Source organism: Paraburkholderia fungorum, assembly GCF_046027605.1.
Taxonomy (GTDB): domain Bacteria; phylum Pseudomonadota; class Gammaproteobacteria; order Burkholderiales; family Burkholderiaceae; genus Paraburkholderia; species Paraburkholderia fungorum_F.
The window spans coordinates 12,550-26,302 of sequence record NZ_JAQQEF010000039.1 but is presented as its reverse complement, the minus strand read 5'-3'; the positions used below and the strand labels follow the sequence as shown (position 1 = coordinate 26,302).

Sequence of the window (13,753 nt, the reverse complement as noted above, 5' to 3'; positions counted from 1 at the left end):
CGGTGGCTGTCCAGCGTCCAGGAAATCGCGATGTATACGTAACGTGAACATCAAAAACAATTGAACACGCGGGCTGCACCCACTGCCGACACGGCTGCAGTCCGCGAACCCTTCAAGTGCAAACCTGGCTTCAGAACTTATGCCGCAGCGCGACCCGCACGGCGACCTGATTCCCCGTCGACGACGGCGCCTGCACGCCCGGGATGAACGCGTTATCGAGAATCGAATTCGTCGAATCTCCCGCGACCTTCTGATATTCGCCCTGCACATAAACGTCCGTGCGCTTCGACAGGTTGTAATCCGCCATCAAACCGACCGAGTGAATCTTCGGCTTCACGCTGCCCGTCGACGCGTCGTAGTTCTCCATGGTGTACACATACTGCGCGCCCACAAAGAAGGCCGGCGTGAACTGATATTTGCCGTTCACTTCGAAGTTCTGGTACTTCAGCGTGTTCAATCTGACGCCGGCCGCCGCCAGCGGAATGCCGATATAGCCATTGCCGGTCGGATCCTGATAGTTCGAGTTGGTGTAGGCAAAGCCGGCGGTCGCCGAACCGAACGTGTAGTTGATGCCGCCGCCGAACACCCGCATGCGCCCGGCGATGAAGCTCGCGTCGTTCGCGGTGATCGCTCCGGTGGACCCGGCGCCCGGATTGTTCGCCTGCAGGTACGCGGCCGCGATCAGCAAGCCGCCGTTCGCATACTGGCCGCCGAAGCTATAGGCGCGGTCGTTGGCGAAATTCGTGTCGTTGCTGAAGCTGTACACGCCGCCGAACTGGAAGCCCGCGATCTCCGGGCTTGCGTACTTCACGCTGTTGCCGAGACGGAATGAGTTGTCGGTGTTGTCGTTGTCGTACGGGTGCGCAAACAGGTAACCCGCCCAGTTGCCGTTGGCGGTGGTCTGCGCGAGATAGTCGACCACCGAGTCGTACTGGCGCCCAAGCGTGACGGTGCCGAACCGGCTGTCGCTCAAGCCTGCATAAGCCTGGCGCCCGAACATACGGCCGCCCTGGCCGAGCCGCCCGGAGCTCACGTCGAAGCCGTTTTCCAACTGGAATACCGCCTTCATGCCGCCGCCCAGATCTTCCGAACCCGTCATGCCCCAGCGGCTGCCTTGCGCATAGCCGCTCGCCATTTCCCAGACCGCGCCGCGCCCGGCGTTGTTGGTGTAGTCGATGCCTTCATCGAGCACGCCGTACAGCGTCACGCTGCTTTGCGCGAAGGCGGACGGACCCGGCAGCGAGGCGAGCGCGGTGAACGCGGCGGCGGCGATGACATTCTTTTTCATTGTGAGCTCCAGATGTTGGTAGTGAGCGGTCCGAATGGTTCGAGAGGGGCGAACCGGCCCGGAAGGCCGCTGCTTTTGGCAAAGCCCGGATTCTGCTATTCGAGATGGGAATCGCGTATAAGGCACATCCCTGGATAAACGTGATTTTTTCGAATGTTTGTCCCGCGAATTATTCGCTTGTGGGGGACCGTGCAGCGGAGAAAAATTCCGGTCATGCACCTTTGGCATGAAGGCGATCGCTAAAGGCCATGTGCCACTGCACCCGCTGTTCAGGAGATGACATGCGACTCGATCGGAATTTTGCTAACGGCCGTTTTATCGATGTGGCAGGCGACGAGCTCATCGCCGTCACCAACCCGGCTACCGAAGCCGTGATCGCCCACGTCACGGGCGCCACCGAGGCCGAGGCAATCGCCACGGTCGACGCCGCGGCAGTCGCCCAGCAGGGCTGGCGCAAGCTGCCTTCGGCCGAGCGCGCGGTGTATCTGCACAAGCTCGCTGACGCGCTCACCGAATGCGCGCCCGCCATCGGCGCGGCGCTCGCACTGGAGTCGGGCAAAAGCGTCGCCGACGCCACCCATGAAGCGATTTACGCCGGCCAGATCACCCGCTATCACGCCGAATGGGCGCGCCGTATCGAAGGCGAAGTGATCCCGAGCGACACGCCCGACGAAAATCTCGTGCTGCATCGCGAGCCGATCGGCGTGGTCGCGTGCCTGATCCCGTTCAACTACCCGGTCTACACCTTCATGCGCAAGGTGGCGCCCGCGCTGATCGCCGGCAACACCGTGGTGGTGCGCCCGAGCAACAACACGCCGACGTCCGCATTTGAAATCGCGCGCGCCGTTGAGAAAGCCGGACTGCCCGCTGGCGTCGTGAACATTCTCGCGATGAATCATGCAACCGCCGAAGCGCTCTGCACGCATCCCAAGGTCGGCATGATCACGCTGACCGGCAGCGTCGGCGCGGGCCGCAAGGTGCTCGACTACTGCAAGGCGAACATCGCCAAGCCGTCGCTCGAACTGGGCGGCAAAACGCCCGCCATCATCGAGGCGGATGCCGATCTGGAGAAGGCCGCGCGCGATCTGGTCGCATCGAAAACCACGCACTGCGGGCAGCTTTGCACGGCGATCGAGCGCGTCTACGTGCAGGAAAGCGTGCATGACCGTTTCGTCGCGCTGCTGAAGAAGCACATGAGCGCGGTGGAAAGCGGCGATCGCAGCGGACAGCCGTCGCTAATGGGCCCGCTCGTCAACGAAGCGTCGCGCCAGTCGATTCACGGCATGGTCGAGCGTGCGATTGCCGCGGGCGCCACGCTTGAAACCGGCGGCAGGCTGCCGCAAGGCAAGGGCTTCTTCTATCCGGCTACCTTGTTGTCGAACTGCCGTCAGGACATGGAAATCATCCAGGAAGAAACCTTTGGTCCGATCATGCCGGTCGTCAAATACCGCACGCTCGACGAAGCGCTGGAGATGGCCAATGACCATCAGTTCGGTTTGTCGTCGGTGCTCTACACAGAGAACTACCGCAGCGCGATGAAGATCGCGAACAGCATCGAGGCAGGCGAGTTGTATGTGAACCGCACGCCGGCCGATCCGTATCAAGGTTTCCACGCGGGCTGGAAGCGCTCGGGCCTCGGCGGCGACGACGGCAAGCACGGCATGCTCGAATTCACGCAGACCCGTCTCGTGGTCATGAAGTACTGAAGCCGAAGCGGCGCGCGCCGTGCCACGTGATCGATCGCGACGGCGCGCGTCTCGTTTGAAACTCGCAAAAACCCGCAGCCAGCACGCTGCAAATCCATAACAAAACAGATTGGAGACCCGGCTTGGCGCGGTGTCTCTCAGGAGCGCTCACGTGTCATCTCAACCCGTTCAATCCACCGCTTCGCTCGCCACGAGCGCCGCGGAAACCGCGTTGCAAAGCAACCACGCGCAACGCTATATCCAGCTTATGCTGCTGGTGCTGGCAGCCGGTGCGATCTACCCGATTCTGTATCTGCGGCAGGTCTATCAGCCGACGATGCTCGAAGTGTTCCATATCACCGATAGCCAGCTCGGCTATCTGTATTCGTCGCTCGGCACGATCTTCCTGTTGAGTTACCTGCCGAGCGGCTGGCTCGCCGACAGGATCGCACCGCGCCTGTTGATCTGTTTTTCGCTGATCGCAACCGGCGTGCTCGGCCTGTGGTATTCGACCGCGCCGTCGTTCCATGTGTTGATGCTGATCTTCGGCGGCTGGGGGGTGTCGACCGGTTTGACCTTCTGGGCTGCCGTCATCAAGCGCGTGACGATGATCGCCGGCACGCACGAGCAGGGTCGCTTCTTCGGCTTGCTCGACGGCGGACGCGGCCTGATCGAAGCGATGCTCGCGACCATCGCGATCACACTGTTCGCGTGGTTCACGCAGACTAAGGGTGAGCCGGTCGCGGCGGGTTTCAAGCTGGTCGTCTACCTGTACGCGTTGCTTTGCATCGCGCTCGGCGTGGTGCTCGCGCTCGTCAAGGACCCGCAAGGCGTTGAAGATGCCGCCGCCAATCGCGCCGCGAAGAAACGCAGCAACGTGCTGGTCGATCTGAAAACACTCGCCTCGATTCCCGAGTTGTGGCTGGTCGCGGCCATCGTGTTCTGCGGCTATCAGGTGTTCTGGGCCACTTACAGTTTTTCCGCGTATCTGCACGAAGGCGAGATCGGTTTGACGGTGGTGATGGCCGGCACGATCACCACGCTCAAGCTGTGGATGCGGCCGATCGGCGGCATTGGCGGCGGCTTTCTCGGCGACCGTTATTCGAAAGTCTCGGTGCTGGTGATCGCGCTTTTCCTCGCCGCACTGTCGCTGCTGGGCCTGATGGCGGCGCCGCGGATCTCGAGCCACGTACTGCTGGTGTTCCTCGTGCTCTTCATCGGCATTCTGACTTACGCGATTCGCGGTCTGTACTGGTCGCTGCTCGATCGCTGCAATATCCCGGTCGAAACGATGGGCCTCGCCATTGGCCTGATCTCGGTACTCGGCTATTCGCCCGACGTGTTCCTGCCGTTGATCAACGGCTATCTGACGCAGAACTTCCCGGGCGTCTTTGGTTACCAGCTTTACTTCGGCTATGTGGCCGGAATGGCGACGCTCGGCGGCTTTGCCGGGTTGGCGCTGCGAAACATGCTTAAAAGCGAAGGGGTCGCGTAAATGAAAGTCGTCTCACTGGAAACGCATATCGTCGCCGTACCGCCGCCACACGTAGGCGGCATGTACTGGATCTTCGTCAAGCTCAAGACCGATTGCGGTATTGAAGGCGTGGGCGAAATCTATTCGGCGACGTTTCATCCGAAGGCGATGACTCACATCATCGACGATGTATTCGGCCGCTACCTGCTCGATAAGGATCCGCATCATATCGAAAGGCTCTGGCGCGAGGCGTATTCGAGCGGCTTCACGCAACGTCCCGATCTGACGATGATGGGCGTGGTCAGCGGGCTGGAAATGGCCTGCTGGGACATCATCGGCAAGGCGGCAAACAAGCCGGTGTACGAGCTGCTCGGCGGCATGGTGAACCCGCGTTTGCGCTCGTACACGTACCTGTATCCGAAGAACAGCCGAGGTGAATACGACTACGACGATCCCGATCTCGCCGCCGAATGCGCCGCTGAAAACGTGAAGCGCGGCTTCACCGCGGTGAAGTTCGATCCGGCCGGGCCATACACGGCCTATTCGGGCCATCAACTGTCGATGGAGGTGCTCGACCGTTGTGAGACTTTCTGCCGTCGCGTGCGCGAAGCGGTTGGCAGCAAGGCCGATCTGCTGTTCGGCACGCATGGGCAGATGGTGCCGTCGTCGGCAATCCGGCTTGCCAAACGCCTCGAGAAATACGATCCGTTGTGGTTCGAAGAACCGGTGCCGCCGGGGCAGGAAGGCGCGATGGCGCAAGTCGCGCAGCACACGAGTATTCCGATTGCCGCGGGCGAGCGCCTGACCACCAAGTATGAATTCTTCAAACTGCTCGAAGCGGGCGCGGCGTCGATCCTGCAACTGAACGTGGCGCGCGTGGGCGGTCTGCTCGAAGCGAAGAAAGTCGCGGCGATCGCCGAGGTGTATTACGCGCAGATCGCGCCGCACCTGTACAACGGGCCGATCGGCGCGGCAGCGAGCATTCAGCTCGCGGCTTGCACGCCGAACTTCCTGATTCAGGAAAGTATCGGCACGTGGGACGGTTTTCATGCGGCGGTGTTGAAGAAGCCGATTCAATGGGAAGACGGCTACATCATTCCTTCGCAGGAGCCGGGCCTGGGCGTGGAGTTGAACATGGACGTGGTTCGGCAGCACACGCCGTACACCGGCGAGCGACTGCATCTGCAAATGGCGGCACAACCGGCCGACGTGAAAGACCTCGCGCCGGCCAAGGGTTGAACCGCGCCTGAATCTGCCGGGTTTTGCCTGAGGGTTTCAAGTGGCGGGATTCATTTCAAGCCGCGGGTTTCACGCTGTTTTTCGCATTCAATGGATTGGGCGCCGTCGGGCGACATAGAGCATGAACTACGATTACATCATCGTCGGCGCGGGTTCGGCGGGCTGCATTCTCGCCAATCGCCTTTCGGCGTCGGGCCAATATTCCGTGCTGCTGCTCGAAGCGGGCGGCAAGGACAGTTCCTTCTGGTTCAAGATTCCAGTTGGCTTCACCAAGACGTACTACAACGAAACCTACAACTGGATGTACTACAGCGAGCCCGAAAAGGAGCTCGGCAACCGGCCGATTTATTGCCCGCGCGGCAAGGTGCAGGGCGGCTCCGGTTCGATCAACGCGATGATCTACGTGCGCGGCCAGCCGCATGATTTCGACGACTGGGCTTCAGCGGGCAACAAGGGCTGGGGGTTTCGCGACGTGCTGCCGTATTTCCGCAAGCTCGAGTCGCATCCGCTCGGCAACACCGAATATCACGGCGCCGACGGCCCGATCCGTATCTCGCCGATGAAGGACGCGGTACATCCGATCTGCCACGTGTTCCTGAAAGGCTGCGACCAGGCCGGTTACAAGCGTAGCGACGACTTCAACGGCGAGCAATTCGAAGGCGCCGGCATCTACGATGTGAATACGCGCAACGGACAACGTTCGTCGAGCAGCTTCGAATACCTGCACCCAGTGCTGCCGCGCACGAATCTCACGGTGGAGCGCGACGTGCTGGCAAACCGCGTGCTATTCGACGGCAACCAGCGCGCAATTGGCGTAAGCGTGACGCAGAACGGCGCGGCGCGGCGCTTCATGGCGAACCGGGAGGTGATCCTGTCGGCGGGCGCCGTCGATTCGCCGAAGCTGCTGCAACTCTCAGGCGTGGGCGATAGCGCGTTGCTGGCGAAGCATCGCATCGCGATGGTCAAGGAACTGCCCGCTGTGGGCCAGAATCTGCAGGATCATCTGTGCGTGAGTTTCTACTATCGCGCGAACGTCAAGACGCTGAACGACGAGATGCGACCCTTGCTCGGCAAGCTCAAGCTTGGCCTGCAGTATCTGCTGACGCGCAAGGGGCCGCTTGCAATGAGCGTGAATCAGTCGGGCGGGTTCTTCCGAGGTAACGATCGGGAAGTGCAGCCGAATCTGCAGTTGTACTTCAATCCGCTGTCATACCGGATTCCGAAGAGCAACAAGGCGAATCTCGAACCCGAACCTTATTCGGGCTTTCTGCTCGCATTCAATCCATGCCGGCCTACTAGCCGCGGATCGATCGAGATCGCATCGAATCGCGCGGAAGACGCCGCGAAAATCCGCATCAACGCGTTGACCACCGGGAAGGACATCGAGGAAGTCATCCAGGGTTGCGAACTGGTGCGCAAGGTGATGGCATCGCCCGCATTGAAAGAGATTACGGTCGAAGAAATTTCGCCGGGGCCGCAGGTGAATACGCGTGAAGGCTTCCTGCAGTATTTTCGCGAGCAATCGGGTTCGATCTACCACCTGTGTGGTTCATGCGCGATGGGCGACGACCCGCGCATCTCGGTGGTGGATGCGCGTTTGCGGGTGCATGGCATGGCCGGCTTGCGCGTGGTCGATGCGTCGATCTTCCCGAACATCACTTCCGGCAATATCAATGCGCCGACGATGATGGTGGCGGAGAAGGGCGCCGAGATGATTCTCGAGGACGCCGTTGCCGAGGCCGACTTTCAACCCGAAGCGGCGGAACTGGCTGCCGTGGCCTGACAGTGAGTGGTTCGTTTCCATTGGGTTGGAAAGCCGCGCCGATGCAATGCTGTCGGCGCGGCTTTTATTTGCTCCGCGCAAAACAGCGTGCGTCACGCCGCTGAGGAGCGGCACGCGCATGGCTCGAATCAGCCCGCTTAGTCCAACGACGCGGACGCTGACGAATCGTCCGCACGCCCGGTCAGCCAGATTTCCTGTTGCAGCCAGTCGCGAAACAGCGCGACGTGCGGTAGCTCGTCCTGTTCCGCACGCGTGACTAGCCAGTACGACTGATGGCCGTCTACATGCACATTCAGCACTTGCACCAACTGACCCTCGGCTAACTCACGTCCGATCATGTGACGATCGGCGATCGTCACACCAAGCCCGTCGATGGCGGCGCGGATCGCGTGATCGAGCAAATCGAATTCGTAGCCGCCGCGTGTCTCGACATTTTCGATGCCGGCCGCCTTCAACCAATGCTGCCAGGTGAGATAGCGCTGATCGGCGCTCGCGAGCACGTGCAGCAGCGTGAACTGGTTCAGATCGATATCCGCGCGGCCGGCCTGGCGCGCGAGCAACGCGGGCGCGCAGACAGCGATATGCCGCTCGTTCATTAGCAGGCGGTTGTCAGAACCTTCCCACTCGCCATTGCCGAAACGGATGGCGCAGTCGAGCACGCCGGATTCGGCGAGGTTGTCGTCGACGCGTGTGGACAGGCTCAGTTCAAGGTGCGGATGAGCGTCACGCAGACGCCCGAGGCGCGGCATCAGCCAGCGGCTCGTGAAGGTGGGCGGCGCATTGATGCGCAAGCGATTGCGGTGGGTTTTTTCCTGCAGGCTGCGCACGGTCAGTTCGATGCGGTCGAACGATTGTTGCAGGGCCTGCAGCAGGACGCGGCCCGCTGCCGAGAGCTCAAGGTGGTGATGGTGACGCTGCAGCAGCGTCTCGCCAAGTTGCGCCTCGAGTTGCCGGACCTGCCGGCTAACCGCGCTTTGCGTCACGTTCAGCAGTTCCGCGGCGCGGGTGAAGCTGCCCGTGCGGCCAGCGACTTCGAAGGCTTTCAGCGCGTTCAGCGCGGGCATTTTGCGTTTCAAGATGTTCGACCGGGGAAGTGGCGCGCGGCTGCGCGATTCTCCGACATTTTACTGATTTGCTCACCTGCCGCTCATGCTGTTGTGCCGGCTTCAAAAGCACATATGCACGAGCGGCGCATCGGCAGTTGAGTCGTCAATAAGCGATACAGACTGACTTGCTTTCGGTGTAGGAATCGATAATGGCTTTGCCATGCTCACGTCCGATTCCGGACGCCTTGAAGCCACCGAACGGCATCGCCGGGTCGACCATGTTGTGCGTGTTCACCCACACCGTCCCGGCCTCGATCCCGTCGACGAGTCGCAGCGCCTTGTCGAGTTGATTGGTCCAGACGCTTGCACCTAGCCCATATTCGGACGCATTGGCCTGCGCCAGCACCTCGTCGATATCGTCATAGGGCATCGCGACCAGCACCGGCCCGAAGACTTCTTCCTTGACGACTGAAAGCGGTTTGCATGCGGGGTTGGCAATCACCGTCGGCCGGACGAAAAAGCCGTCGCCTTCCACGCGCGCCGCACGGGACAGAATCTCTCCGCCTTCCTGCTGGCCTTGCGCAATCATGCCCATGACCTTGTCACGATGCCGCGAGGACACCATCGGACCCATCTGCGTCGCGGCGTCGAAGCCCGAGCCCAGCGCGATATCATCGGCGATGGTGGCGATGCCCTGGACGACTTCGTCGTAAATCGAGCGTGCAACGTACAGGCGTGAACCTGCGGTGCAGACCTGGCCGTGGTTGAAGAAGATCGCGCCCGCGGCGCCTTCGATCGCTTTTTTCGGGTCGCAGTCGTCGAGCACGATTACCGGGCTCTTGCCGCCCAGTTCCAGCGATGCGCGCTTCAGATCGCTAGCGCATTGGCGGCCGATGATGCGGCCTACTTCGGTCGAGCCGGTGAAGGTGACTTTGTTCACCAGCGGGTGCTTGACCAGCGCGGCGCCGGCGCTTTCGCCGCGGCCTGTGACGACGTTTAATACGCCTGGCGGGAAGCCTGCTTCATGCGCCAGTTCGGCGAGACGGATTGCCGTCAAAGGCGTTTCTTCCGCAGGCTTCAGTACGACAGTGCAGCCGCATGCCAGTGCCGGGGCGATTTTCCAGACCGCCATCAGGAGCGGGAAGTTCCACGGGACGATTGCCGCGACTACGCCCGCCGGGACGCGTTTTGTTGATGCGTTATAACGGGTGCCGGGCGGGAAGGGAATCGACAGGTCGAAAGTCGTGCCCTCGATTTTGGTGGCCCAGCCGGCCATATAACGTAACCATTGGACGCTGCCTGATACTTCCAGCATCTTTGAGAATGCTAGTAGTTTTCCTTGATTTAGCGTTTCTAAGGTGGCTAGTTCTTCTGTGTGTTGTTCTATCAGGTCGGCTAGTTTTAGTAGCAGGCGCTCTCTGTTTGTCGGCGGCATTCTGCGCCATGTGGCTGATTCGAAAGCCGCTTTTGAAGTCTTGACCGCGTGGTCGATGTCGGTTTCTGATGCGTCTGGAAGTTCGGCTAGTTGTTCTCCTGTGGCGGGGTTGTAGATGGGGAAGGTTTTTTTGCCCGCGGCGCTTGAGGTTCTTTCGCCGTTGATGAACATGTAGGTTGGGAACGGCGCTGCGCTTTGCTCAGTGTTCATTTTTTGAGTGTCTCCTTTTGGGGTGGGTTTGGAGGTGGTCGGTTTGTTTTGGGTGTGGTCTTGCTGCGTTGGCCTTTACTTGAATTCTTATCGGTCTATTAGCGTTGCCCCTGTGCGGGGCGGCACTTACTTTCTTTGCCGCGGCAAAGAAAGATAAGCAAAGAAAGCCGCTCACCCCGCCAGCTCATAAGCGGGTCCCCCGCACAGTTGCGGTAGTGGTGCATCTGGAATCGGTGTTCTCGCGCATTCAACCCCGGTGACAAAGCAGTCATTCCTCCCGCCTCGCTCTTCGTGCTCGTCGGAAAGGTCCGCCGGGCGGCGGGAGCTCGGTGAAAGACTTTATTGAGCCAATTGGTTGCCAGTGCGGTGGCGCAGATCAGGTTCGCTATTGCGCCTAGCGCATACAGCACGATGAATCCGTCACCGAAAAAGTAGGGCGTCGTCGATAACGTTGCCCCCACCACCATCCCGATGTGGTGTGCCGCGCCGGGGCAACCGGCATACATTGCGCTGCGCGCGTCGCTCCGCAGTTTCATTAGCGCCGGTATCGTCACGCAGTCAAGAATCAAGAATATCTTTGCCGCGAGGAGGGCTAGTGTCTGACTCTCCGCGGCTGCAAGCGCGCCGATTAACATCGCTCGTGATACGTACAGCACAATCAGCATTCGGTTGCTATTGCCAGATCGATCAGCAATCAATGCCAGTGCGCAAACGGCACTCAGCGAAAGCGCAATCTGCCACAGCGGTTGTGTGCCACCCACCCCGCACAGTGCGAATAGCTGGAAACGCGCAAGACCGCCACTCGATAGGCCAGCAAATAATGCGAGCAGCGCAGTCGCGCCGGTCGCGTGGATCGCCCTGGTCGATTCGCCTCCGTTCAGCTTCGAAACGGTACGCCGGCCGGAGTACCCAACTGGCAATCCCACCTCCGCGCCAATGAGGCGCCACCCGCCGCATACCAGCAATCCGCCACCTATCGTTATGGCCAACGCGGCTATCGTGACGGGATGCTCCAACCCGCTCACATACGCCGGCACGACGCTCATCGCACTCATCGTGCCAATCAGTGTCATCGCCGTCGCAAACGTGCTCCGTCGCCCGGGTAGGCGCGACATCAACAGCGGCACGATCGTCATCGTTGCCAACGCCAACGCACTCATCCACAGCGTGCTGGCGCGTTGCCCAAGGCCAGCTTGCGTCACCAACGCCACAGCGCCGTTTACGAGCAGCACACAGGCCGTGCCGCACACGCTCGCAATTGGCACGCGGGTCCTGCCGCCAACGCTAGCAACCAACCCACGGGTCGTGTGCCCAACGCTAGCAACCAACCCACGGGTCGTGTGCCCAACGCTCGCAACCTGCCCGCTTGCCGTGCCGCACGCGCTCGCAATTAGCCCACGTGCCGTGCTGTCCACGCGCGCAATTAGCCCGCGAACGGTCCCGCTCACGCTGACAAAGAGGACCGATGCCGCGCGGCGCGCATTCGCAAAACTCCCGTATGCCGTGTCGGCCGAACTTATAGCCGCGGCTCGCGCGTCGCGCGGCGTCGGATCAGTGCTTGCAGCAGCCATGATTCGTGGACTTGCCGTCTTCGACACTGTTCTGATCTCGCTCGGACGGTAAGTCCATCGTCGGGTTGGCAGAGAAGAAGTTGTTCGGCTTGAGCATGAAGCCGGCGTATTCCACAGGCATCACAGGGAAGTCCTCGGGCTTGCACACGTGCGTGTGGCCAAAGCTGTGCCACAAGACAAGATCCTCGTTCTCGATGTTGCGGTTCGCCTCGATGTAGCGCGGCAAGCCGTCACCGCCCGCGTGCTGGTTCGGATAGTCGCCACTCGCGTAACGCTCGGCCGGATCGAACGGGGTGACCCACACGTGACGCGTGGCAAAGCCGCCGCGTTGGCGGACCTTGGAGCGCTCGTCGGCCAGCATCAGCGGCGAATCGTTCACGATCAGCTTGTAGCCAGGATTCGCACCGACCGCGTTCCGCACGTTCGGGTTGGTCACCTTCCAGTAACGTCCCGTGCCGCCGTTCGCCACGCGTGCTGCTTCGCCCTCGGTCCTGAACACGCGCTTCGTGGTGTCGAAGACATTCCCGTACGGATTCGTTTCGCCCATCGGGCGCGGCACGAATTCATGTTCGCTCACAGTGTTGCGTTCGCCGTCCACCATCATGTGCATGCGCGCATTGAAGAAATGCTGGTGCGTCGGGCCGCCAAGATTGCCGGTGATCATGCCGCCCCACGGATACGTGTCGCCATCGGCCACCGCCGAGGTTTGCACGATGCCGGTCAGCTTGCATTCGAGCTGGATCGTGCCGTCCTGGTACAGGTACCAGTAGAAGCCGTAGTCATAGTTGCCGACGGTCGCGAAGAACGAGATGACGAGGCGTCGTGAACGGCGCATTTCGAAGACGCCGGTGCGAAACTCATAGTGCTTCCACAGCGTGCCGTAATCCTCCTCGTGCATGCATACGGCGTTCTTCATCACGAACGCGTTGCCGAAATCGTCGGCGGACGGAATGTCGAAATAACGGATCGTGCCGAGGCAGTCGCAACCGAGTTCGAGTTGATTCGCCAGTTTGCCAAGGCCGTATTCGCCGGCATCGAAGGCACTCTTCCAGTAGTGATTCGTGCTGGGATCGGAGTAGGGCACACACATCTCCGTCACGCTCGCACGGTAGATGATGGGTCGAGCGTTCTTGCCGTCGTCCCATGACAGTTGATGCAGCACCAGACCCTCGCGCGGCGTGAAGCCGACGCGGAAGGTCCAGTTCTGCCAGCTCACATGCCAGCCGTCAATCTCGAAGCTCGGCCCCTCGGGTTGGCTGATCGAGAGCGGCTTGAGCGTGCTGCGCGGCCCGCCAAGGCTCGGCGTGTCGTAGTTGTGCTTCGCACGCGGAATCGGAATGATGCGGCCGTCGTCCACCAGTTCGATCACTTTCTGTTCAAGCAGATCGACCACCGCCACCACACCCTCGATCGGATGCGCGTAGCCGTTATCCGTCACGCTCTCGCGGTAGTAACTCACGCATCGCACAAGGCGCCGGCCGTTCTCGTTCTCGCGGTCGAAGCAGCCGGCGGAAAACGGATCGACCTGGACGCGCTCCAGATCTGCTTCGGTCAGGCCGCGCTTCATCACCGCCACGCGCCATGCGCGGTCGTTCTTGACGATCTGCTCGGCGTTCATGAAGTCTTCGATCATGATCGGCGGCTGGCCGTACGGCGCCTGATCGAACGGTAGTACCTTGCGGGACGCGACTCTTTTCTCTCTCAGGTCCACGTTGAATTCAATGGTCGCGCCACGCGTGCGGTCAATCGCGAGAACGAATGCCACACGCGAAAAATAGTCGCCGGTCTTGAATGCAATCACCTCGGCTTTCGGCGGCTCGCGCAATTCGACCATCGGAAAGCGCACCTGCGCGTCGAGTTTTTCGGCGGCCTTCACGAGATCGCAGGCAAGCTGCATTTCGTCCGGACTCAGCGGATCGAGTGGATGAACGGGGGCGTGAGCGGCTTTCGTGGCATTCGTGTTCATAAGGTTCCCGTAAGGAGTGTGCTGGACCGGACTGCGTGCCCGCGAGGCTGAATGAA

General features: G+C 61.0%; 9 protein-coding genes. 4 read left to right on the top strand and 5 right to left on the bottom strand.

All coding sequences use genetic code 11. The features are described from left to right. Positions 1 to 130: 130 nt before the first annotated feature. Positions 131 to 1,288, bottom strand: a complete 1,158-nt coding sequence (locus PQR53_RS35905; RefSeq protein ID WP_408464909.1) for a porin — start codon at positions 1,286 to 1,288, stop codon at positions 131 to 133. A 281-nt stretch (positions 1,289 to 1,569) separates the two neighbouring features. Between PQR53_RS35905 and aldA the strand changes: the two genes are divergently transcribed. From aldA to PQR53_RS35885, 4 genes are all read left to right on the top strand, one after another. Continuing rightward, complete coding sequence (gene aldA / locus PQR53_RS35900) at positions 1,570 to 2,994, top strand: aldehyde dehydrogenase (protein WP_408464907.1); 1,425 nt, start codon at positions 1,570 to 1,572, stop codon at positions 2,992 to 2,994. A 151-nt stretch (positions 2,995 to 3,145) separates the two neighbouring features. Then, the gene (locus PQR53_RS35895) at positions 3,146 to 4,468 is read left to right on the top strand and encodes an MFS transporter (protein ID WP_408464905.1); all 1,323 of its coding nucleotides are present in this window, start codon (positions 3,146 to 3,148) and stop codon (positions 4,466 to 4,468) included. Beyond that, the gene (locus PQR53_RS35890; protein ID WP_408464903.1) at positions 4,469 to 5,686 is read left to right on the top strand and encodes a mandelate racemase/muconate lactonizing enzyme family protein; all 1,218 of its coding nucleotides are present in this window, start codon (positions 4,469 to 4,471) and stop codon (positions 5,684 to 5,686) included. A gap of 121 nt (positions 5,687 to 5,807) precedes the next feature. Next, the gene (locus PQR53_RS35885; RefSeq protein ID WP_408464901.1) at positions 5,808 to 7,469 is read left to right on the top strand and encodes a GMC family oxidoreductase; all 1,662 of its coding nucleotides are present in this window, start codon (positions 5,808 to 5,810) and stop codon (positions 7,467 to 7,469) included. Positions 7,470 to 7,606: 137 nt separating this feature from the next. Here the strand turns inward: PQR53_RS35885 and PQR53_RS35880 are convergent, their stop codons facing one another. The 4 genes from PQR53_RS35880 to PQR53_RS35865 all read right to left on the bottom strand — a co-directional run bounded on the left by PQR53_RS35880 (position 7,607) and on the right by PQR53_RS35865 (position 13,697). Beyond that, positions 7,607 to 8,533 (bottom strand): LysR substrate-binding domain-containing protein, encoded by a 927-nt coding sequence (locus PQR53_RS35880; RefSeq protein ID WP_408464899.1) that lies wholly within the window; start codon positions 8,531 to 8,533, stop codon positions 7,607 to 7,609. A 145-nt stretch (positions 8,534 to 8,678) separates the two neighbouring features. After that, positions 8,679 to 10,160 (bottom strand): phenylacetaldehyde dehydrogenase StyD, encoded by a 1,482-nt coding sequence (styD, locus tag PQR53_RS35875; RefSeq protein WP_408464897.1) that lies wholly within the window; start codon positions 10,158 to 10,160, stop codon positions 8,679 to 8,681. A 98-nt stretch (positions 10,161 to 10,258) separates the two neighbouring features. Further along, on the bottom strand, positions 10,259 to 11,392 hold the full coding sequence (locus PQR53_RS35870; protein WP_408464895.1) for a hypothetical protein: 1,134 nt from the start codon (positions 11,390 to 11,392) through the stop codon (positions 10,259 to 10,261). A gap of 319 nt (positions 11,393 to 11,711) precedes the next feature. Further along, a complete protein-coding gene (locus PQR53_RS35865) occupies positions 11,712 to 13,697 on the bottom strand; it encodes a primary-amine oxidase (RefSeq protein WP_408464893.1) in 1,986 nt (661 codons plus the stop codon). Positions 13,698 to 13,753 lie beyond the last annotated feature (56 nt).

Coding starts and splice junctions, on each gene's coding strand:
- PQR53_RS35880 (WP_408464899.1), bottom strand. CDS start 8,533: ATGCCCGCGCTGAACGCGCTGAAAGCCTTCGAAGTCGCTGGCCGCACG.
- aldA (WP_408464907.1), top strand. CDS start 1,570: ATGCGACTCGATCGGAATTTTGCTAACGGCCGTTTTATCGATGTGGCA.
- PQR53_RS35885 (WP_408464901.1), top strand. CDS start 5,808: ATGAACTACGATTACATCATCGTCGGCGCGGGTTCGGCGGGCTGCATT.
- PQR53_RS35905 (WP_408464909.1), bottom strand. CDS start 1,288: ATGAAAAAGAATGTCATCGCCGCCGCCGCGTTCACCGCGCTCGCCTCG.
- styD (WP_408464897.1), bottom strand. CDS start 10,160: ATGAACACTGAGCAAAGCGCAGCGCCGTTCCCAACCTACATGTTCATC.
- PQR53_RS35890 (WP_408464903.1), top strand. CDS start 4,469: ATGAAAGTCGTCTCACTGGAAACGCATATCGTCGCCGTACCGCCGCCA.
- PQR53_RS35865 (WP_408464893.1), bottom strand. CDS start 13,697: ATGAACACGAATGCCACGAAAGCCGCTCACGCCCCCGTTCATCCACTC.